The following is a 20,773-nucleotide window of genomic DNA, read 5'->3' on the forward strand; positions in this document are numbered from 1 at the left end:
AGCACCGCCTCACAGCGCGAGGTCGCGGCGACGGATGCCCACGGCCGCCACGGCCGCCAGCAGCACGGCCAGCGCCGGCATCCACCAGGCCCCGCTCCAGTCCACCTCCGCGGCCGCCACGATAGGCGTGTGGCTGAACGGTGAGAGGTCGCGCAGCCACTGGGGCAGGTCGAGCAGGTCGCCGAACTGACCCACGACCACCGCGGCGAGCAACAGGCCCCAGCTCAGGCCGATACTCAGGCGCGGCAGCAGCGCCACGAGCACCGCGGCGACGCTGAGCAGCAGCAGCGCCGCCGGTAGCTGGGCGGCAGCGGCCGCCAGCACGCTGTCGATGCGGTCGCCGGCGTTCGCGGAGCGGAGGAGCCCGGCCGCCGCACCGGCCACGGCGGCCGCGAGCACCAGCACGATCCCGGCCAGGCCGACGATGAGGTAGTCGAACAGCCAGCGGATGCGGCCGAGGCTCGTGCTGAGCATGGCCTCGGCCACCCCGGCGGCCTCCTCCTGACGCGCCCGGAGCATCGCCTGGATCGCGGCGGCCGTGGCCAGCACCCCGACCAGGCTGAACAGGGTCGCGGTGAACAGGTCGATGATCGCGCCCCGGCCACCGGCCAGGCCCACCAGCACATTCTGGAAGACCGGGTTCCCCTCCATCAGCTCGACCACGGTCTCGCCGAGGCTGCCCGCCAGCAGCCCGAACAGCAGCCCGGTGATGGCCCAGCCGAGAATAGCCGGCCAGTGCAGCCGCCAGGCCAGTCCCAGCGAGCCGTGCAGCAGCCAGCCGGCCGCCGGTCGGCCGGCCCGCTCGGCGAAGACGCTCGAGCCGGTGTCGCGGCGGGACTGCAGCAGTACGGCAACGGCCACGAGCAGGCCGGCGAGGGCGACCGACAGCAGCAGCGGTGCCGGGTTGTTCTCGGTGAACGCACGGGTGCGCTGGCCCCAGCCGATCGGGGACAGCCAGCTCGGCCAGGCGCTCGTCAGGCTCAGGCCGTCGGCGGACGGGGTGCCGCCCGCGTCGCCGGCGGCGCGCAGCACATAGGCCAGACCGACCACCGCGGCCGCCAGTCCGTTCGCACCCCGGGAGGTGCGCATCAGCTGCGCGGCCACCACCCCCACACCGAGAAACGCGACGCCGGTACCGGCCAGAGCGGCGCCCGTGACGAGCGAGCCGAGCGGGTCGAGCCCGGCGATGACCAGGGCCAGCGCCACCGCGGCGCCCGCGGCCAGACTCGCGACGACGCCGAACAGGACCGTGGCCAACAGCGGCACCACCCGGCCGGCCACGGTGGCGCCGATCAGCTCGCTGCGGCCGGCCTCCTCCTCTGCGCGGCTGTGCCGCACCGCGAGGAACGTGCTCATGAACGCCACGGCGGCGGCGAGGTTGGCGAACATGCTGAAGAACAGCAACGCGTCGGTGGTGGGGCCCCTCGGTTCGCCGCGGAGCATCAGGATGCTCGGCGTGCCCACGGCGATCTGCACGAGAGCTTCCCGGTCGGCGAGGGTGCCGAAACTGGCGGGCACGGCGATACCGGCGAGCAACGCGATAGCCGCGAGCGAGAGCAGCCAGATCGGCAGTTGCACGCGGTCCCGTCGCAGCCGCAGCCGCAGCATCGGCCACAGGGTGGGCACCGCTGCTCGCACGTACGTCGGGGCGGCCTGGCGTGCCGGGGCTGCCGAGGCCGTCATCGCCGGTGCCGGTGCTGCGGAGAGTGGGCGCCGGCCGGGTCTGAATCGACGTTCTCCGGCCCGTTCGGGGCCGCCGACGCGTCATCGTAGTGGCGTAGGAACAGGCTCTCCAGGGTGGGCGGCGCCACGGTGAGCGCCTGCACCCGCAGCTCGGCGAGTACCGGTAACATCCCGGGCAGCGCCTGGGCGTCCACTGTGAAGCTCACCCTGTCGTCACCGACCGAGAGGTCACGCGCGCCCGGCAGCCGTGCGGCGAGGCCGGCAAGTTGGGCATCCGTGAGCGCGGCGGCGGCGAAGGCCACCTCGGTGCGGGTGAGGTGGCGCAGCTCGGCCAGGGTGCCGGTCTCGATGATCCGGCCGGAGCGGATGATGCTCACCCGGTCGCAGAGGCGCTCGACCTCGCTGAGGATGTGGCTGGAGAGCAACACCGTGGCACCGTCGGCGGCCGCGGCGACGATCTCGGCCCTGAAAACGGCATCCATCAGCGGGTCAAGGCCCGAGGTGGGTTCGTCGAGGATGAGCAGGTCGGCGGGCACGGCGAGCGCCGCGACGAGGGCCACCTTCTGCCGGTTGCCCGTCGAGTAGGTGCGGCCCTTCTTGGTCGGGTCGAGCTGGAAGCGCTCCAGCAACTGCCGGCGCCGCGCCTGGTAAGCCGGATCGGCGGTGCGGGCCCCGCGCAGCCGGGCGAGCAGGTCGATGGCCTCGCCGCCGGAGAGGTTGGGCCACAGGCTCACGTCACCGGGGACGTAGGCGATGCGGCGATGCAGCGCGGAGGCATCCACCCAGGGATCACCGCCGAGCACGCTGGCCGAGCCGCCGCCGGCGCGCATCAGGCCGAGCAGGATGCGGATGGTGGTGGATTTGCCCGCGCCGTTCGGGCCGACGAAACCGTGCACCTCCCCCTCGGCCACCGACAGGTCGAGGCCGGCGAGGGCCTGCACCCGGCCGAACCGCTTGGTGAGGTCACGCGTCAGAACAACGGGGCTCATAGCCGTGAGACTACGCCCGCACCTTGGTCGGCGTCCTCCCCCGTCGGTGCGGATAACTAGAGTCGAAGCATCGAACTTCTACGCCCGCAACCCATCGACCGTGAGATCCGCCGGCTGGCCCTGCCTGCCCTCGGCGCCCTCATCGCCGAGCCCCTGTTCCTGCTGTCCGACTCGGCCATGGTCGGCCACCTCGGCGCGGTGCCACTGGCCGGTCTCGGCCTGGCCAGCGCGGTGCTGCAGACCATCATCGGGCTGATGGTGTTCCTCGCGTACAGCACCACCCCCGCCGTGGCCCGCTGGCTCGGTGTCGGCGACCGGCGCCGTGCGGTGTCGGTAGGGGTGGATGGCCTGTGGCTTGCGCTCGGCCTCGGCGCCGTGCTCGCCGTGGCCGGCTGGTTCGCGGCCCCCGCGCTGGTGGCTGCGTTCGGTGCCGACCCCGAGGTGACCCGCGCCGCCGCCGACTATCTGGCCCTGTCGATGCTGGGTGTGCCCGCGATGCTGCTGGTCTTCGCCGCGACCGGACTGCTGCGCGGCCTGCAGGACACCCGCACCCCGCTCTGGGTCGCCGGGCTCGGCTTCCTGACCAACATCCTGCTCAATCTGTGGTTCATCTACGGCCTGGGCCTGGGCCTGATCGGGTCGGCGCTGGGCACGGTGCTCGCCCAGTGGGGCATGGTGGCCGTGTATCTGGTCATCGTCGTGCGGCACGCCCGCCGCGAGCGTGCGCCGCTCCGACCGCACCGTGCGGGGCTGCTCCGCGGGGCCACCAGCGGCGGCTGGTTGTTCCTGCGCACCGCGAGCCTCCGCGCCGCCATGCTGTTGGCGGTGTTTGTGGCCACCAGCCTCGGCTCCCCCGAGCTCGCGGCGTTCCAGATCGCGATGACCCTGTTCGCCACGCTGGCCTTCGCCCTCGACGCCCTCGCCATCGCCGCGCAGGCCCTGGTGGGCCGGGGTCTCGGCGCCGGCGACCTGCAGCAGGTGCGCCAGGTGCTGCGGCGCTGCCTGGAGTGGGGCATCGGCGGCGGCGTGCTGCTCGGTCTGGTCGTGGTGGCCACAAGCGGGGTGCTCGGCGGGGTATTCACCAACGCCGCTGAGGTCACCGCGCTGCTGCCGCCGACCCTCGTGGTGCTCGGCCTGTCCGTGCCGCTGGGCGGCCTGGTCTTTGTACTCGACGGGGTGCTGATCGGTGCCGGCGACGCCCGCTATCTCGCGATCACGGGCCTGGTCAACCTGGCCGCCTTCGTCCCGCTGGCCGGCCTGGTGCTGCTCTTCGCTCCCGCCGGTGCCGCGGGGCTGGCTTGGCTGATGGCCGCGTTCGTCTTCGGTTTCCTCGGCGCCAGAGCGGTGACCCTGTCCGTTCGCGCCCGAGGCACCCGCTGGGTGCGCCTGGGCGCCTGACCGGTCCGCGAACTGTTGAGAAAAGCCCCGGGATCTCTCGATTTCCGGGGCTCAGCTCACAGTTCGCGGGGGCGGTAGCGTGGGTGGAATGACGAAGACTCGCGGACGGCGCGAACTCACCCGCTGGCGGAACGCCATCTTCATGCTGTTTTTTGTGAGCGGGCTCGGGCTGGCGTCGTGGGTATCCCGGATCCCCACCGTGCGCGACGACCTGGCGCTCCGCACCGACCAGGTGGGCCTGCTGATCTTCGGGCTCTCCGCCGGATCCATTCTCGGACTCGTCGCGGCCGTCTGGCTGCTGTCGGCGTTCGGCGCCCGCCGGGCCCTGGTGATCAGCATCGCCACCTCCTCGGCAGGTCTGGTCCTGGTGGGCGCCGCGGCCACGGTGTGGGGGTCGTCGCCGATCGCGTTCACCGCCCTCGCCCTGGTGGGCTTCGGCATGGGTTCCACCGACGTCATGATGAACGTCGAGGGGGCAGCGGTCGAACGCGAACTCGGCATCACCCTGATGCCGTTGCTGCACGCCTGCTTCAGCCTGGGCACCGTGGCCGGGGCGCTGCTCGGCGCCGGGGCCGCCGCCCTCGCCGTGTCGGTGGTCTGGCACCTCAGCCTCGTCGCCGCCCTCGCGCTGGCCGCCGCCGCGATCGCGGTCCGGTTCGTGCCGCTCCGCCCGGCCCTCGGCGACCCCGCAGACCAGTCCGCCGCGCACACCGTCGTGCGGCCGAACTGGGTCGAACGGATGCGCACCAGCCTCGCGGTGTGGCGCGACCCGAGCATCCTGCTGATCGGGGTGATCGTGCTGGGCATGACCTTCGCCGAGGGATCGGCCAGCGACTGGCTGGCCCTGGCCGTGGTCGACGGGCACGGCCAGAGCGACGCCATCGGGGCGCTGGTCTTCGGGGTGTTCGTCTCGGCGATGACGGTGGGCCGGGTGCTCGGCGGCCCGGTGCTGGACAGGTTCGGCCGGGTTCCGGTGCTGCGGGCCTGCTCGGTTCTCGGCGTGGCCGGCCTGCTGCTGGTGATCCTGGCGCCGGCCATCTGGCTGCTCATCGTCGGCACCGTGCTGTGGGGCCTCGGCGCCTCGCTCGGCTTCCCGGTGGGCATGTCGGCCGCCGCGGATGACACCGCCAACGCGGCCGCCCGGGTGAGCGCCGTAGCCATGATCGGCTATTTCGCCTTTCTGGTCGGGCCACCGGTGTTGGGCCTGATCGGCGAGCAGTGGGGCATCCTGAACGCCCTGTTCGTGATCGTCGTGCTCATGGCCCTCGCCGGGCTGGCCGCCCCGGCGGCCCGCGAGCGCGCGCAGACCGCCGCCGCCGGTTAAGCTCGTTCAGTGCGCCTCGTAATAGCAAGATGTTCAGTTGACTACGCCGGACGGCTCAGCGCGCATTTGCCGCTGGCCACCCGCCTGCTCATGCTCAAGTCCGACGGCAGCCTGCTCGTGCACTCGGACGGCGGCTCGTACAAGCCGCTCAACTGGATGAGCCCGCCGTGCAGCCTGGCCGTCTCGGCGCCCGACGAGCTGCAGGCCGAGGCCGGGATCACCGAGCTGTGGACCGTGACGCACGCCAAGACCGCCGACGAGCTCATCGTGAGCCTCTACGAAGTGGAGCACGACTCCGCCCACGAGCTCGGCATCGACCCGGGCCTGATCAAGGACGGCGTCGAGGCGCACCTGCAGAAGCTCCTCGCCGAGCACATCCACCTGCTCGGCGACGGCCACACCCTCGTGCGCCGCGAGTACATGACGGCGATCGGCCCCGTCGACATCCTGGCCAGGGATGCCCAGGGCGCCTCGGTGGCCGTGGAACTCAAGCGCCGCGGCGACATCGACGGCGTCGAGCAGCTCACCCGCTACCTCGAGCTGATGAACCGCGACCCGCACCTGGCGCCCGTGGTGGGCGTGTTCGCCGCGCAGCAGATCAAGCCGCAGGCGCGCACGCTGGCCGAGGACCGCGGCATTCGCTGCCTGGTGCTCGACTACGACGCCATGCGCGGGCTCGACGACACCGCGTCCAAGCTCTTCTAGGCTCCCGTGCCTGACCGGTCCGCTGCCTTGTCCTCCGAGGCGGCCGGCGACACCGCCCCGCTCGACCTGCTCGCCCGGCGGGTGCTCGGCCTGCTGCCCATCGATGGCCGCATCGTTGTGGGCATCGCCGGCAGCCCCGGCGCGGGCAAGACCACCCTGGCCGAGCGGCTGGCGCGGCGCCTCACCGAGCTTGCCGGGGTGGATGCGGCTGCGGCGGCCGGCCCGGCGACCGGGGCGACTGCCGCCGTTCCCTTTGCCGTGCACCTGCCGATGGACGGCTTCCACCTGGCCAATGCCACCCTCGACAGGCTCGGCCGGCACGACCGCAAGGGCGCCATCGACACCTTCGACGGCTGGGGCTTCGTGGCGCTGCTGCGACGGCTCAGGGCCGAGACCGACCACCCGGTCTACGCCCCGAGCTTCGACCGTGCGGTCGACGAGGGGGTGGCGGGCGCCCTGGTTGTGGAACCGGGCACCCGCATCGTGATCGTCGAGGGCAACTACCTGCTCGTGGACCGGGAACCCTGGAACCTGGTGCCCGGTCTGGCCGCTGAGGTGTGGTTCTGCGAGACCCCTGGCGTTGAGCGTCTGCAGCGCCTGGTGGCGCGGCACCAGCGGCACGGACGCAGCCCCGGGGCCGCCCGGGACTGGGCCGAGAACGTCGACGGAGCCAACGCCGTGCTCATCGAGCGGTCAGCGCCGCGCGCCACGTTGCGGGTCTCCGGCCTCGACGCTTCGGTCATCCCCTCGGCCTGACCGGCCCCGCCGCCGCAACTGTTCCCCGCGCGGGCAGAGTTGGCCGGGTTCTCGGAGAGAGGCACGACCCGGCGGCATCCGTTCGCCGGCAGCGATGCGGCCGACCGCGGGGTCGCGCGCCTACCTTGTATCCACCTCCCATGCAAGGGTTTGCCCCCTCCGGCCCTAGGATATTGCGAGTGAACCCCACTCTGACGCGCACCTGGAGCGCCATCCTCTTCGACCTCGACGGAACCATCACGGATTCCGCCCCGGCAATCACGAACTCGTTGGCGCGCACCTTCGCTCTGCTCGGCCGCCCGGTTCCCTCCGACACCGAGCTGATGAAGTACGTCGGCCCGCCGCTGCTGGCCGCGTTCGGCGAGTACGCCGGCATGACGCCCGACGAGGCCCAGGAGGCCCTGGCCGTGTACCGCGCCGACTACCAGGGCCCCGCGTCGCTGGACACCGCCGTGTACCCGGGCGTCGCCGGCCTGCTCGAGCGCATCCACGAGTCCGGCATCCCGCTCGGCTTGGCCACCAGCAAGCCCGAGCACACCGCGATCGCGATCCTTACGCACTTCGAGCTGGCCCAGTACTTCACCGTCATGGTGGGCGCCACCGAGAACGAGACCCGCAGCAACAAGGCCGACATCGTCGAAGAGGCCCTGGTGCGCTTTACCGCCGTCGGTGTCGACACCTCCGCCGTCGTCATGGTCGGCGACCGCATCTATGACGCCGAGGGCGCCAACGCGAACGGCGTTCCCACCATCCTCGTCGAGTGGGGCTACGGCTCCCCCGCGGAGGCCGCCCTGGCCACCGCCGTGGTGCACTCCACCGACCAGCTCGGCAAGCTCCTCCTCGGCTGACCCGTCGCCGCCTTCCCGCGGCTCCGAGTTGCCGAATAGTGCCCCTTCACGCGTTGTGATGGGGCACTTTTCGGCAAGTCGTGACAGTGCGGGTTGCTGACTTGCCGCAAATGGTCCCTCTGCGGGCGGCGGAGCGGCGATTCGGTGCAAGTCGCGGCGGGGCCATCCGTGGCCGGGCGGAGATGACGAGCCCACCCGGATGGGTAGGGGCAGTCAGGCCGGACGGCCAGATCCGGGTAGGCTGACGCGGTGAAGTCGCTCGCCAACCCCCGCTCAATGGAACTGCTCGACGCCCTGCACGGCGTCGTGAAGAGCTCCCCGCCCGACGTCGCCGGCGGCTTCTCGGCCCTTCTCGAGCCGTTCATCGGGCACAGCGCGCTGCTGATTCTCACCGACGACTGCACAGACGACTGCACCGGCCGACCGCGGAAGACGGCCGGCGAGGCGTCGATCATCGACGAAGTCACCCTCGTCGAGCTCGACGCCGTGCGCCGCTCGCTCACCAGCGAACCGTCCGACCCGTGGGGCCGCCGTGCCGCGCTCGGTGGCACCGATCGCCCGATCACGGCCTGGACTGCTTCCACCGGCGCCCTGCTGGTGCTCGCCGACCCCGAACTCACGCCGGCCGGCGCGGCCGACCCCGAGGCGACCCTCGCGCTCGTCGGCCGGTTGTGGCAGCTCGTGGCCACGAGCATCCGCCAACAGGTGGCCGCGGCCAGTCCCGCCCACCTGCTCGACTCGCGGCCCGCGTCGGCCGAGCGTGCCAAGCTCATCGCCGATCTCACGGATGCCCATTCGACCACTCTCGAATCCCTGCTCGGGGTGCTGCGCTCGCCCACGGTCAGCGCCGAGGCCGCCCGTCAGACCGCCACCGATCTCGCCGCGAGCGCCATGGTGAACCTGCGCGCGGTGTCGGACCGGGACCGCTCACTCGCCCAGGAACCGGTGGCGGCGGCCTTTGCCAGGCTGCGGGACGATCTGAGGCCCTTGGTGCGGTTCGGTGACCTCGACGTGCAGTTCGTCGAGCCGCCGGCGAACGGCCCAGCCCTGCCCGGTGAGGTCGCGCACGCGGGCCGCGCCATCGTGCGCGGCGCCGTGCTGGCCCTGGTGGAGCAGGCGGGGGTAAGCCGGGTACGCGTGCAGTGGGACTGCGACGGCAGCAACCTGCTGATCCAGATCCGCGACGACGGCGCGGGCGTTCTCAGCACGGACTCCCCCGGCGTCGTCCCTCTCACGGCCAGGGTCGCCGCGCTCGGCGGCACCTTCGGCGTGCAGGCCACCGCCGGCTGGGGCTCCGAGCTCACGGTGTCGCTGCCGTTGGACCCACCGTCGGCCCCGCTGGCCCCCGCCACCGAGTGGGGGTTGAGCCCGCGGGAGCAGGGGGTGCTGGCGCTGGTCGCCTCCGGCGCGCGCAATAAGGCCATCGCCGGCGAGCTGCTGATCAGCGAGAACACCGTGAAGTTCCACGTGGCCAACCTGCTGCGCAAGGTGGGCGCCTCCACCCGCGCCGAGCTGGCTTCGCTGGCCCGCTAGTCCCTGGGCAACCGGATCGCGCTGGTCCAGCCGTAGTCGCCGGCATCCGCGCCGCCGGCCGTGGCGGCCCGGGTGACGTGGCTGCGGGCGTGTTCGATCGCGGCGTCAAGGTCGATGAAGAGGTGGTTGCGGTGCCGCAGCGACGTGATCACGCCCACCCGGGTGACGAGTTTGAGGTGCCGCGGCTGGATGCCCTTGACGAGCACCGTGATGCCGCGCCGCTCGAGCGCCTGGATCATCTCGGTGATCACCCGGGCGCCGGTGGCGTCGAGGATCTGCAGTTGCGACATCCGGATGATCACCACGGTGATGTGGCTGGTCTGGTTGACCCGTTCGAGCATCCGCTCGGCCGCACCGAAGAACAGGGCGCCATCGAGCCTGAACAGCGCGATGCGCTCGTCGCCGGGAACAGGGGTGCCGGGCAGTTCCTCCCGGTGCACGCCGCTGGAGGCCGACACCGCCCGCAGCGCGAAGAACGCGGCGACGGCGATGCCGATGCCCACCGCCACGATGAGGTCGACCGAGACCGTCACCAGGGCGGTGATGACGAACACCGTGGCATCCGACCCCGTGGAGCCGATGATGCTTCGCACGGTGGCGATCGAGATCATCCGGGCCGCGGTCACCATGAGCACCCCGGAGAGCGCGGCGAGCGGGATCTGCGAGACCACCCCGGTGGCGAGGTAGACCACGCCGACGAGCACGATCGAGTGCACGATCGCCGCCAGCCGGGTGCGGCCGCCCGAGCGGATGTTGACCGCCGTGCGGGCGATCGCGCCGGTGGCCGGCATGCCGCCGAAGAAGCCGGAGGCGATCGAGGCCAGGCCCTGGCCCACGAGCTCGCGGTCGGCGTCGTACGGGCCGGTGTCGGACAGCGTGACGGCCACCCGCGCAGAGAGCAGGGACTCGATCGCGGCGAGCGCCGCGATGGTGAGGGCGGGGCCGACCAGGGAGCTCAGCAGGCCGGCATCAAGCTGCGGCAGCGCGGGCGCCGGCAGCGAGCTGGGCAGCTCGCCGATGCGGGCCAGCGGCAGGTTGGCGAGGTTGGCGACAACGGTCACCACGATGATGGCCACGATCGACCCCGGCAGCTTCTTGTGCACCAGGGGAGCCAGCAGCATGATCGCGGCCACCATGAGCACCATGGCCACAGGGACGATCACGGTGGACCAGTCGACGGTCTGGAAGGACTGTACGGCGGCCACGAAGGCATTGCTGCTCGGCCCGGCCTTGGAACCGATCGCGGCGGGCACCTGTTGCAGGAAGATGATGACGGCGATGCCCAGGGTGAACCCCTCGATCACCGGCCACGGGATGAAGGTCACCGCTCGGCCGAGCTTGAGGGCGCCGGCAATGATCACGATGAGGCCCGCCATGAGGCTGAGCACCGCGACAACGCCGACGCCGTGGGCGGCCACGACCGGACCGAGCACCACGACCATGGCGCCGGTGGGGCCGGAGACCTGGATGTTGGAGCCGCCGAACACCGCGGCGATGACACCGGCCACGATGGCGGTGATCAGGCCGCTCTCGGCGCCGGCGCCGGAGCTGACCCCGAAGGCCAGGGCCAGCGGCAGCGCAATGATGCCCACGGTGAGGCCGGCCACGATGTCGCCGCGCCAGGTGCGCTTCACATCGCGGTAATCCTGCCAGCTGGGCAACAGCGCGCGCAGGTAACGGCCGGTCCTGCCGGCGGCGACGGTGATCACACTCACCGGGACACCGCGTCACTGGACACGGCGGCGTTGGACGCCGCATCCGTCGACCCGAGCCGGGGCCGACCGACCGTGCTGATCAGGCGCTGCTGGGTGGTCTCGAGAATCTCGACGAGCAGCTGCCGGGCCACCGCGAGCAGATCGGCGACCTGCGGGTAGGCCAGGCCGTAGAAGACCAGGCTGCCGCGGCGCTCAGCCACCACCAGGTTGTGCCGGCGCAGCACCGACAGGTGCTGGGAGAGGTGCGAGGCCTCCAGGCCGGTGTCGGCGAGCAGGTCGGAGACCGACAGGTCGGTGTCGGCGTGGGCGAGCACCTCGAGCACCCGCACCCGAACCGGATGCGCCAACCCCTTGAACAGGTTGGCCTTCACCTCATACAGCGGACGGTTCGCATCCGTGAAGGTGCCGGTCGGGTCGTCATTCAGCGGTTCCATGAATTCATCATATCGCGCTACCAGCGGATAACCCCGGACCAAGGTCCCGTCGCCGGTGCCGGCAAACGGCCGGGCTTCGGGCTACTCCGCGTTGGGGTCGGCTACCGTGGCGGCCGGGGCGGCGGCGGGCACGTTGCGGTGGGTGCGCCAGAAGTACTCGCGCTTGAGGCTCTCCCAGCGGTCCATGCTGACGGCGTTTACTGAGGTCGACTTTTGGTCGGACACGAATTGCTCTTTCTCTTGACGTGCTGTCACCACATCGAGCGGCGTTCGATGGGTGGGGCAGGGCGTCAATCAGGAGGTTGCCGTGATGAGCGTGGCGCCACTGTCGGTGGGTTTCGGTCACCATCGACCTGCTCGGCCTGACGAATTCCCGGGGCCGAATAATCAGTTTAGATCTCCGCACTTCCCCCCGTCAGGGGACGAAGGTCCCGAATCGGCGGGTCTGTGAGCCGGCTGGGAGCACACCGATTCAGCACATACATAGGTGCGGGGACCAGACTGGTCGAGGCCCGAATCTGACTGGAGACACCTGCGTGCGTACACTTCCCACTTTCCTCACCCTGACGGCGGTCGCCGCCGTCGCCCTGACCGGCTGCGCGGCGTCACCCGCGTCGTCGCCGACACCGTCGGCCACGACGGCCCCGGTCGCATGCACCGATCCGGGTGCGACGTCGGATGCCGTCACCGTCGCCGGTGATGCCGCAGCCGAACCGACCGTGACCTTCGAGGCCCCTCTGGCCACGAAAGCGACCGAACGCACCGTCATCACGGAGGGCACCGGAGACGCCATCGAGGAGGGTGATTCCGTGGCGATCTCCTACGCCGCGTACAACGCCACCACCGGCGCCAAGCTCACCGCCGGCGGCTTCGGCGACGCCGCCGGCCTCACCGTGAACGTCGTCAACGGCCAGGGCGTCATCCCGGGCATCCTCAAGGGTGTGGCCTGCTCCAACGTGGGCGACAGGGTGGCCGTGGTCTTCCCGCCGGCCGACGGCTTCGGCGAGACCGGCAACACCGACCTGGGTGTGGCCGCCACCGACCAGCTGCTCTTCGTGATCGACATCAAGGAAAAGCTGCCCACCCGCGCCACCGGGGAAGACCAGGAGCCCACGGACGGCTTCCCCACCGTGAAGCTCGCCGATGACGGCGCGCCCACCGTGACCATGCCCAAGAGCGACCCGCCCACCGACCTCGCGGTCGAGGTGCTCAAGAAGGGTGACGGCGCGGCCGTCACGGAGACCTCCACGGTGACCGTGCAGTACACCGGCGCCATCTGGGACACCGGCAAGGTGTTCGACCAGAGCTGGGGTGTCGGCCCCACGTCGTTCCCGGTCTCCGGGTTGATCACCGGCTTCACCCAGGGCCTGGTCGGACAGACCGTCGGCTCCCAGGTGGTCATTGTCATCCCGCCGGGCGAGCTGGGTTATGAGGGCGGTAACGAGACGGCCGGCATCAGCGAAACAGACACTCTCGTCTTCGTCGTGGACATCATCGCCGCAGCCTAAGTGTCCCCGGCGGCCTGCCCAGTGTCTGCACAGGCCACCGGGCTAGTCTTCTGGGAGACCGCTCACCGCGGTTCCGGACGACGGATCAGTACCCGGCACGCGACAAGACTGGCCATAGGAGTTCTCATGTCGTGGATCATTTTGATCGTGTCCGGTGTTCTCGAAGCCGTCTGGGCGACGGCCCTCGGCAAGTCCGTCGGCTTCACCAAGCTCTGGCCCACCGTGATCTTCGGTGCCGGCCTGATTTTGAGCATGGCCGGCCTCGCGTTCGCGATGCGCACCATCCCGATCGGCACCGCTTACGCCGTCTGGGTGGGGATCGGCGCGGCGCTGACCGTGCTCTACGCGATGATCTTCGGCGGCGAACCGGCGTCGCTCATCAAAATCCTGCTCATCCTGGGCCTCGTCGGCTGCGTCATCGGCCTGAAGCTCGTCGACGGCGGCCACTAGCCCTCCTGCCTCCGGCTCGCGACGTCTCTCACGATCGGCGGATGCTGCCGCCACCGTGATCGTCGCTGCCATATCAGTGCCTGTCGCCCCGGTCCGGGTGTAGGCCTTCCGGAGCGATGGGGCTCTTACGGTTCAGCCTGATGAGCGACTGCCCGGGATCAACAATGGCCGGGGGCCGCAGCCAATAGACGCCCCGGTTCTCGAAGATTTGCCAGCCCTGGGCGTGGAGCAGCCGGTGGTGTGGGGGGCAGAGCAGGATGCCGACGCGGATGTCTGTGGCGCCGTGATCGCGGACCCATTCCTCGAGATGATGCGCCTCGGTTCGCGAGGGTGGCCTGTCGCAGTCGCCCCATCGGCAGCCGCCATCGCGGGCAGCCAGGGCGATGCGTTGCGCTGCGGTGAAGATGCGTTCTTCGCGGCCGAGGTTGAGGGGTTGGCCGTCGTCGTCGAAGGTGATCTCGACGGTGCCACTGGTGCAGATGATCCTGTCGACGCTCTGCTGGCACACGGGTGCGGGATTACCCTCGATGAAGCCGTGGCCGCTGCCGTCGGGAATCGCAACGAGAACCTCGGCGGGGTCGACTGCCGGCGCGAGTTCGCCTGCTGGTGCGGGTGAGGGAGTCGCTGCTTCGGCCTCCCCGTCCCCGGCTGGCACCGGGGTGGGCGCCGGGGTGGGCGCGGGAGTGAGGATCCGAACCGCCGGGCTGCGACCGCCGAGCATTCGGTGCGGGTTGACGGTGCTACCGGCCCTGAGGAGCTCGACGAAGGTGTCGGCGGTTAACTGGTCGGTGCTGCGCGGGTCATCCTGTATCGCCTTGGCCCAGGCGGCCCGGTCCGGGTCGACGAATCTCACGCCGCCGCGGCGGGGACCGGCGGCACTGTCGCAGACGGAGAGAATGAACGCGCCCTGCTCAGGCGGGAATTGGCCGTTGAGGTGGACCTGGCCGGAGTCACCGGTCCAGATCCGCAGGTACCGGTCGTCCCATGCCTTCTGTTCGCGTTTCGCGATGCCGGCCTCATCGAGGGTGTCCCGCATCCTGCGGGAGCGTTTGAGGAGGTCGTCGACGGTGGTTGTCTTCGCTTCTGTGAGGAGCTTCTGCACCGCATCACCGAGGACTTCGGCGGTGATGACGACGTCGATCGTGCCCAGGCCCGCGCGGATCGCGTGCGCCGCGGCGACCGAGAGGGTTCCGGCAGCCACGGCATCGGAAATGGCGCTGTACCAGGGCAGCGGGACAGGCTCAGCGCCGGGAACGGCGGCCACATCACCGCCGTCGACGTCGTCGCGGCCGTCCTGTTGCCCCCGGTCGTTGGCCTCGGCGTCCCGCACCGCCTGGGCCGTCTCTGTCTCGCTGAGCATCGCGCCCACGTCAACGAGTTTGCGGGCGTCGGCCCGGGTAGAGCCGGTGAGGGTCTGGATCAGGTCCGCCGGCGACAGAAACCCCTGCCGTGCTGCCAGGCCCTGCTGGCCCAGCTCCCGGCGGGAACGGTGCGCGAGGGTCTTCGCCAGCCATACCGATCGGGTCTCCACCAAGCCACGCAACCTGGCCAGGTCTCTCTGGCCGGCGATCAGCTCCGCGTCGGAGAGCGCGTCGTAGTCGGCGCTGCACGCCCCGAGGTGCTCCACCGCTTCTAGCGCGGCGATCAACGACCCCGGCAGCGGAGCCGTCGGCGCCGTGCCATCCGGCGCGGAACCGGGTTCGGAGACAGCTACGATGGTGACCATGCGATGAGAATAGCTCAATATCGAACGTTTGTGTGGTGGAACCCACGGCTGTGGAGAACTTTTTCACACGTTCTCAGCCATCCGATCCGGGTGCCATGATTCTCCTCGGCGCCCGACAGGCAGCGAAGCTCAGAGAGCGTGGGGCGGGCGCTCCAGGTCGTCATCGCCGTCGGCAGCGGCCGGGTCGGTGCCGACCGAGATGATCGCGTTCTGCGCATCCACGTGCACGACGGTGGGCTGGTAGACCCTGGCCTCGTTCGTGCCCATCTGGGCGTAGGAGATGATGATGACCAGGTCGCCCTCGTGCGCCATCCGTGCTGCCGCGCCATTGACGCCGATCACACCGCTGCCGCGCTCCCCGGCGATCAGGTAGGTCTCGAAGCGGGCGCCGTTGTTGACGTTCACGATGCTCACCAGCTCGCCGGGCAGCAGGTCGGCCGCGTCGAGCAGGTCGAGGTCGACGGTCAGCGACCCCACGTAGTGCAGGGCGGAGTGCGTCACGGTGGCACGGTGGATCTTGGACTTGAACATGGTGCGGCGCATCGGAAAGAGCCTTTCGGGGATCAACTTCTCCACGATACGCGTGCCGAGCAGGGTCGAGTGTCAGGGGGCCGAACTAGAGTCGATCGAATGCCTCACTCTCCCTTGACTTCTTCGGCACCCATTTCTCCGGCCCTTCCGGCGGACCTCGCCGCCCACCCGGGCGCTGACGGCTTCGTGCGTGTGCGTGGTGCCAGAGAGAACAACCTGCAAGACGTCAACGTCGACATCCCCCGCGACGCCATCGTCGCCTTCACCGGAGTCTCCGGCTCGGGCAAGTCGTCCCTGGCCTTCGGCACCATCTTTGCCGAGGCCCAGCGCCGGTTCCTCGAGTCCGTCGCGCCGTACGCACGCCGCCTGATCCAGCAGGGTCACACCCCGCACGTTGACCTCATCACCGGGCTGCCGCCGGCCGTGGCCCTCCAGCAGCGCCGCGGCTCGCCCAGCTCCCGCTCCAGCGTGGGCACCGTCACCACCCTGTCCAACTCGATGCGGATGCTCTACTCCCGCGCCGGCACCTACCCCGCCGGGTCGGACCTGCGCTTGGACTCCGACGCCTTCTCGCCCAACACGGCCACCGGCGCCTGCCCGGAGTGCCACGGCCTGGGCATCTCGCACACCGTCACCGAACCCCTCTTGGTGCCCGACGCGAGCCTGAGCATCCGCGACGGCGCCATCGCAGCCTGGCCCGGCGCGTGGCAGGGCAAGAACCTGCGCGACATCACCGGGGTGCTGGGCCACGACATCGACGTGCCGTGGTCACAGCTCAGCCGCGAGTCGCGCGATTGGCTCCTCTATACCGAGGAGCAGCCCGTCGTGGAGGTCACCCCGCAGCGAGACAGGGTGGCCAAGCCGTACAAGGGCCGGTTCTGGAGCGCGAAGAGCTACGTGATGCACACGCTGGCCGATTCGAAGAGCGCCCAGATGCGCCAGCGGGTGCTCGCGTTCGTGGAGACCGGCCCGTGCCGGCTCTGCGGCGGCAGCGGCCTGCGCGCCGAGGCCCTCGCGGTTCATTTTGCCGGCCGGCCGATCAACGAACTCAACGCCCTCACCCTCAGCGACCTCGCCGAGGTGCTGCGGCCCACCGCCGAGCTCACCGGGGCCACCGGGTCGCACCGCTCCGCGCAGTCCGGCGAGGTCACCGAGGTGGCCGTCACCGTGGCCGGCGACCTGGTGCGCCGCCTCGAGGTGCTCATCGACCTGGGCCTGGGCTACCTCAGCCTGAACCGGGCCACCCCCACCCTCTCCCCCGGCGAGATGCAGCGGCTGCGCATCGCCACCCAGCTCCGCAGCGGCCTGTTCGGTGTGATCTACGTGCTCGACGAACCCTCCGCGGGGCTGCACCCGGCCGACGCGGAACCGCTGCTGGTGGTGCTCGAACAGCTCAAGGCATCCGGCAACTCGGTCTTCGTGGTCGAACACAATATGGACGTCGTGCGCCGCGCCGACTGGCTCGTCGACGTGGGCCCGCGCGCGGGCGACGGTGGCGGCGAGGTGCTCTACAGCGGCCCGGTGCCGGGGCTGGCCGAGGTCGAGACCTCCGTCACCCGCCGCTACCTGTTCCCCTCCATGGGCGACTCGGCGGCGCCGGCGCACCGTGAGCCGACCGCCTGGCTGGGCCTGACCGGCGTCACCCGGCACAACCTCGTCGACCTCGACGTGAAGGTGCCGCTCGGCGTGCTGACCGCCGTCACCGGTGTCTCGGGGTCGGGCAAGTCCACCCTGGTCAGCCGGGTGCTGGCGGATGCCGTAGGCCGGGAACTGCGCCAGGGCCCGGTCGACGCCGGGCCCGCCGCCAGCGTTGCCGGAGACGGCGCGGCCGACCAGCAGGCCGCCCAGGACGCCGATGACGACGAGACCGGTGCGGACCGTGCCAGCACCGTCGTCGACACGGTGACCGGTGCCGGGGCCATCGACCGTCTGGTGCGCGTGGACCAGAAGCCCATCGGCCGCACCCCGCGCTCCAACCTGGCCACCTACACGGGCCTGTTCGACGCCGTGCGATCCACCTTCGCGGCGACGGATGCGGCGAAGGCCGCCGGCTTCGGCGCCGGTCGGTTCTCCTTCAACGTGGCCGGCGGCCGCTGCGACACCTGCCAGGGCGAGGGCTTCGTGGCCGTGGAGCTGCTCTTCCTGCCCGGCAGCTACGCACCCTGCCCGACCTGCGGCGGCTCCCGCTACAACGCCGAGACCCTTGCGGTGCTCTACAACGGCAAGTCCGTCGCCGACGTGCTGGGACTCACCGTCGACGCGGCCGCCGACTTCCTGGCCGAGGTGCCCAGCGCCGCCCGCAGCCTGGCGACCCTCCGCGAGGTGGGCCTGGGCTACCTGCGGCTCGGCCAGCCGGCCACCGAGCTCTCCGGCGGTGAGGCGCAGCGCATCAAGCTGGCCACCGAGCTGCAGCGCGCCCGTCGCGGCCACACCCTGTATCTGCTCGACGAGCCCACCACCGGGTTGCACCCGGCCGATGTGGAGCTGCTGATGACGCAGCTGGGCCGGCTCGTCGACGCGGGTAACACCGTTGTCGTGGTGGAGCACGACATGGGCGTCGTGGCCGCGGCCGACTGGGTCATCGACCTGGGCCCGGCCGGCGGCAGCGCGGGCGGCCGCATCGTGGCGGAGGGCACTCCGGCGACTGTCGCGGCGCATCCGCACAGCCGCACGGCGCCCTACCTCGCCCAACGCTTGGAGCTGGCTGTGTAAACGGTGCTACACCCGGTCAAACGGGACTTTGGTCCCCATTCCCGGAACAGCCGCGAATCTAAGCTGAGCCTGGAGTTGAGACCTTATGAAGCGCAGCACGCTGTTCCGCAGGCCCGCCGCCGAGCGACTCGACACGGGTCAATCGGGCGATTTCGGCTACCTGCAAGCCGGTGAGGTCTACCTCGACGCCGCCTGCCAGAGCCTCCGCCCGCAGCCCGTGATCGACGCCCTCACCGACTACTACACGACCTATAACGCCTGCGGCGGACGGGTGAAATACGCCTGGGGCCTGAAGGTCGATGCCGCGGTGGCCGACACCCGCAAGGCCGTGCTCGGCCTGCTCGGGCTCTCGAATAGGAGCCACGCCGTGTCGTTCACCCTCAACACCACCTACGGCCTCAACCTGCTCCTGCAGCAGCTGCCGCTGGGCCGCTTCACCAGGGTCGTGACCAGCCACGTCGAACACAACTCGGTGTTCCTGCCCACCATCACCGCCGCCCGCCGGCTGGGCGTCGACCGCCTGGTGCTGGGTCGCGCCGCCGACGGCGCCCTGCTCTACGAGCCCGCGCAGCTGGAGAAGGCCGTCGTCGTCGTCAACGCCACGTCCAACATCGACGGCCGCCAGCTCAGCAACCTCGCCGACCTCGTGCGGGACACCCACGCCCGCGGCGGCATCGTCATCGTCGACGCCGCCCAGGCCATGGGCCACAGCCGGGCGCTGCTGCAGAAGACCGAGGCGGATGCGGTCTGCTTCTCCGGCCACAAGATGTACGCCGCAAGTCTCGGCGTCGTCGTGGCGCGGCACGAGCTGCTCACCTCCCTCGAGCTCGGCTTCGTGGGCGGCGGCATGGTCTCCGACGTGCGCGAGAACGACTTCGACCTCGTTCAGGGTGACCCGGCGGCGCTGCTCGAACCGGGCCTGCAGGCCTGGGGCGAGATCATCGCGCTCGGCCGGGCGATCGAGTGGCTCGGCGACGTCCGCCCCGGCGGGCTCACCCCCGCCGAGCACATCACCGGCCTGTCCAGGCGGCTCCACGACGGCCTCGCCGAGATCCCCGGACTCACACTGCTGAACACCGAGCCCAGCCCGGTGATCAGCCTCTACGCGCCCGCGCAGGACTCGCACCGGCTCGCGGTGTTCCTCTCGCACTCGCGGATTTCCGTGCGCAGCGGCTACTTCTGCGCCCACCACTACCTGAAGGAACAGCTCGGGCTACCCCCGCTGCTGCGCCTCTCCCTCGGCCTGCACTCGACCGAGTCGGACATCGACTCGGCCACGCAGGCCCTCACCCGGCTGATGAAAGGCCTCTCCTAAGTGTTCTGCATCGCCGCATTCATCGTCCTGGTCGTCATGGCCGCCTTCTCGGCCAAGTACCGCCGCTACGTCGGCAAGGCCTGGAACTGCACCTGGCGCCGGGTCACCTTCCGGCCCTGCGACACCACCTTCAAGCAGGACATCAAGGACCACCTGCTCGCGCCGATCGCCGTGCGCCGGCCGGGGCTCGTGCGTCCAGCCAGCATCGGCCTCGAGATCCTTGCCGTGCTCGTTCTGGTCACCACCATCTGGTCGGGTTACACCGTGGTCAAAAGCGCCGTCAACCTCTACGTCTACGGCACCTGCAACAAGCAGGATTCGGCATCCTGCACCCTGGGCGCCGAGGCCTGCTCGATCCCGGATGAGACGCCGGGCTTCATGGAGTCGCTGGGTGAGTTCGACGTGCTCGGCGCATTCGGCAACGAATTCGGCAGCCTCGGCGAGACCTTCGCGGCCATCCCGGCCCGCCTGCAGACCTGGACCGCCGAGGACTACCTGCCCGCCAACGCCAGTTACCTCACCGAGGACACCGCCAACCCCGTCGCCGTCGAGGTCATCGACCCCGGCTGCACCTTCTGCAAGGCACTGTTCCAGAACATCGAGGAGGCAGGCTTCGAATCGGCCTACAACCTCACCTACATCGCCTACCCGATCGCGGGCACCGAGGGCTACAAGTTCCCCAATTCGCTGCTGGTGACCCAGTACCTCGAGGCCCTGCGGCTGCACCCGCTGGACGGCGCCGAGACCCCCGTCGACTGGCAGGTGCTCGAGCGCATCTTCACCGAAAAGGCCGAAACCGGCCTGCCGTGGCAGGAAACCATCAACTCGATGGATTCCGACGAGGCCACCGCGACCCTGGTCGACTGGCTCGGCGAGTTCGGCCTCTCCGCCGACCAGATCGACGCGGTCGTGACCGAGGCCGCTTCGGACACGGTTACCGACATCATCGCCGCCAACAAGACCCTCGTGGAGGAGAAGATCGCCACCGTGAAGATCCCCACGATCATCTTCGACGGCCGCCGCCACGACGGCCTGGTCTCGGTCGACGGCCTGCAGTAGCCGGGCCCGCCCATCCGCGAACCGTGAGGAAAGCCCCAAGAATCGCAAACTTGTGGGGATTGAGTCACGGGTCGCGGTAGGGAGGGT

Annotated in this window: 18 protein-coding genes and 1 riboswitch; of the genes, 11 read left to right on the plus strand and 7 right to left on the minus strand. The window is 70.5% G+C overall.

What is annotated here, in order from left to right; translation table 11 throughout:
• Positions 1-9: 9 nt before the first annotated feature.
• Together E3T19_RS10690 and E3T19_RS10695 are read right to left on the minus strand one after the other, a co-directional pair.
• Positions 10-1,683, minus strand: a complete 1,674-nt coding sequence (locus E3T19_RS10690) for an ABC transporter permease (RefSeq protein WP_134408781.1) — start codon at positions 1,681-1,683, stop codon at positions 10-12.
• A complete protein-coding gene (locus E3T19_RS10695) occupies positions 1,680-2,672 on the minus strand; it encodes an ABC transporter ATP-binding protein (RefSeq protein ID WP_088454841.1) in 993 nt (330 codons plus the stop codon). Before E3T19_RS10695 ends, E3T19_RS10690 begins: the two co-directional genes overlap by 4 nt.
• 177 nt (positions 2,673-2,849) lie before the next feature.
• Here E3T19_RS10695 and E3T19_RS10700 point away from each other — a divergent pair, with 177 nt between their 5' ends.
• The 6 genes from E3T19_RS10700 (at position 2,850) to E3T19_RS10725 (ending at position 9,236) form a co-directional block, all read left to right on the plus strand.
• The gene (locus E3T19_RS10700) at positions 2,850-4,070 is read left to right on the plus strand and encodes an MATE family efflux transporter (RefSeq protein WP_240632323.1); all 1,221 of its coding nucleotides are present in this window, start codon (positions 2,850-2,852) and stop codon (positions 4,068-4,070) included.
• Positions 4,071-4,158: 88 nt separating this feature from the next.
• Positions 4,159-5,394 carry an MFS transporter gene (locus E3T19_RS10705; RefSeq protein WP_088454839.1) on the plus strand — a complete coding sequence of 412 codons (1,236 nt, stop codon included), beginning with the start codon at positions 4,159-4,161 and terminating at the stop codon, positions 5,392-5,394.
• 9 nt (positions 5,395-5,403) lie between these two features.
• Positions 5,404-6,099, plus strand: a complete 696-nt coding sequence (nucS, locus tag E3T19_RS10710) for an endonuclease NucS (protein WP_134408782.1) — start codon at positions 5,404-5,406, stop codon at positions 6,097-6,099.
• A gap of 6 nt (positions 6,100-6,105) precedes the next feature.
• On the plus strand, positions 6,106-6,855 hold the full coding sequence (locus tag E3T19_RS10715) for a nucleoside/nucleotide kinase family protein (protein ID WP_241980157.1): 750 nt from the start codon (positions 6,106-6,108) through the stop codon (positions 6,853-6,855).
• Between the two features lie 179 nt (positions 6,856-7,034).
• Entirely contained in the window at positions 7,035-7,703 is a 669-nt protein-coding gene (locus E3T19_RS10720) for an HAD hydrolase-like protein (RefSeq protein WP_241980159.1), read from the plus strand.
• A gap of 249 nt (positions 7,704-7,952) precedes the next feature.
• A complete protein-coding gene (locus E3T19_RS10725) occupies positions 7,953-9,236 on the plus strand; it encodes a LuxR C-terminal-related transcriptional regulator (RefSeq protein WP_241980161.1) in 1,284 nt (427 codons plus the stop codon).
• Here the strand turns inward: E3T19_RS10725 and E3T19_RS10730 are convergent.
• The 3 genes from E3T19_RS10730 to E3T19_RS18995 all read right to left on the minus strand — a co-directional run bounded on the left by E3T19_RS10730 (position 9,233) and on the right by E3T19_RS18995 (position 11,610).
• Positions 9,233-10,951, minus strand: coding sequence for a SulP family inorganic anion transporter (locus E3T19_RS10730; protein ID WP_241980163.1), 1,719 nt, complete (start codon positions 10,949-10,951; stop codon positions 9,233-9,235). The two genes, E3T19_RS10725 and E3T19_RS10730, sit on opposite strands and share 4 nt — an antisense overlap.
• On the minus strand, positions 10,948-11,385 hold the full coding sequence (locus tag E3T19_RS10735) for a metalloregulator ArsR/SmtB family transcription factor (protein WP_088454834.1): 438 nt from the start codon (positions 11,383-11,385) through the stop codon (positions 10,948-10,950). Before E3T19_RS10735 ends, E3T19_RS10730 begins: the two co-directional genes overlap by 4 nt.
• An 81-nt stretch (positions 11,386-11,466) precedes the next feature.
• Positions 11,467-11,610 carry a hypothetical protein gene (locus tag E3T19_RS18995; RefSeq protein ID WP_158253860.1) on the minus strand — a complete coding sequence of 48 codons (144 nt, stop codon included), beginning with the start codon at positions 11,608-11,610 and terminating at the stop codon, positions 11,467-11,469.
• A gap of 311 nt (positions 11,611-11,921) precedes the next feature.
• On the opposite strand from E3T19_RS18995, the gene E3T19_RS10740 reads away from it, so the two are divergent.
• A complete protein-coding gene (locus E3T19_RS10740) occupies positions 11,922-12,893 on the plus strand; it encodes an FKBP-type peptidyl-prolyl cis-trans isomerase (RefSeq protein WP_103479232.1) in 972 nt (323 codons plus the stop codon).
• A 52-nt stretch (positions 12,894-12,945) separates the two neighbouring features.
• A riboswitch (guanidine-III (ykkC-III) riboswitch) is annotated at positions 12,946-13,010 on the plus strand.
• A gap of 9 nt (positions 13,011-13,019) precedes the next feature.
• Positions 13,020-13,343 (plus strand): multidrug efflux SMR transporter, encoded by a 324-nt coding sequence (locus E3T19_RS10745; RefSeq protein WP_134408784.1) that lies wholly within the window; start codon positions 13,020-13,022, stop codon positions 13,341-13,343.
• A 73-nt stretch (positions 13,344-13,416) separates the two neighbouring features.
• On the opposite strand, the gene E3T19_RS10750 is transcribed toward E3T19_RS10745, so the two are convergent.
• Both E3T19_RS10750 and panD read right to left on the minus strand, forming a co-directional pair.
• A complete protein-coding gene (locus tag E3T19_RS10750; protein ID WP_134408785.1) occupies positions 13,417-15,069 on the minus strand; it encodes an HNH endonuclease signature motif containing protein in 1,653 nt (550 codons plus the stop codon).
• A 129-nt stretch (positions 15,070-15,198) separates the two neighbouring features.
• Positions 15,199-15,612, minus strand: a complete 414-nt coding sequence (gene panD, locus E3T19_RS10755) for an aspartate 1-decarboxylase (protein WP_134408786.1) — start codon at positions 15,610-15,612, stop codon at positions 15,199-15,201.
• An 87-nt stretch (positions 15,613-15,699) separates the two neighbouring features.
• On the opposite strand from panD, the gene E3T19_RS10760 reads away from it, so the two are divergent.
• The 3 genes from E3T19_RS10760 (at position 15,700) to E3T19_RS10770 (ending at position 20,686) form a co-directional block, all read left to right on the plus strand.
• A complete protein-coding gene (locus E3T19_RS10760; RefSeq protein ID WP_166788853.1) occupies positions 15,700-18,312 on the plus strand; it encodes an excinuclease ABC subunit UvrA in 2,613 nt (870 codons plus the stop codon).
• An 85-nt stretch (positions 18,313-18,397) separates the two neighbouring features.
• Positions 18,398-19,627, plus strand: coding sequence for an aminotransferase class V-fold PLP-dependent enzyme (locus tag E3T19_RS10765; RefSeq protein WP_134408787.1), 1,230 nt, complete (start codon positions 18,398-18,400; stop codon positions 19,625-19,627).
• Positions 19,628-20,686, plus strand: a complete 1,059-nt coding sequence (locus tag E3T19_RS10770) for a hypothetical protein (protein ID WP_103460095.1) — start codon at positions 19,628-19,630, stop codon at positions 20,684-20,686.
• The last annotated feature ends 87 nt before the right edge of the window (positions 20,687-20,773 follow it).

It is taken from the genome of Cryobacterium sp. TMT4-31 (genome assembly GCF_004403385.1).
In the GTDB taxonomy this organism is placed as follows: Bacteria; Actinomycetota; Actinomycetes; order Actinomycetales; family Microbacteriaceae; genus Cryobacterium; species Cryobacterium zongtaii.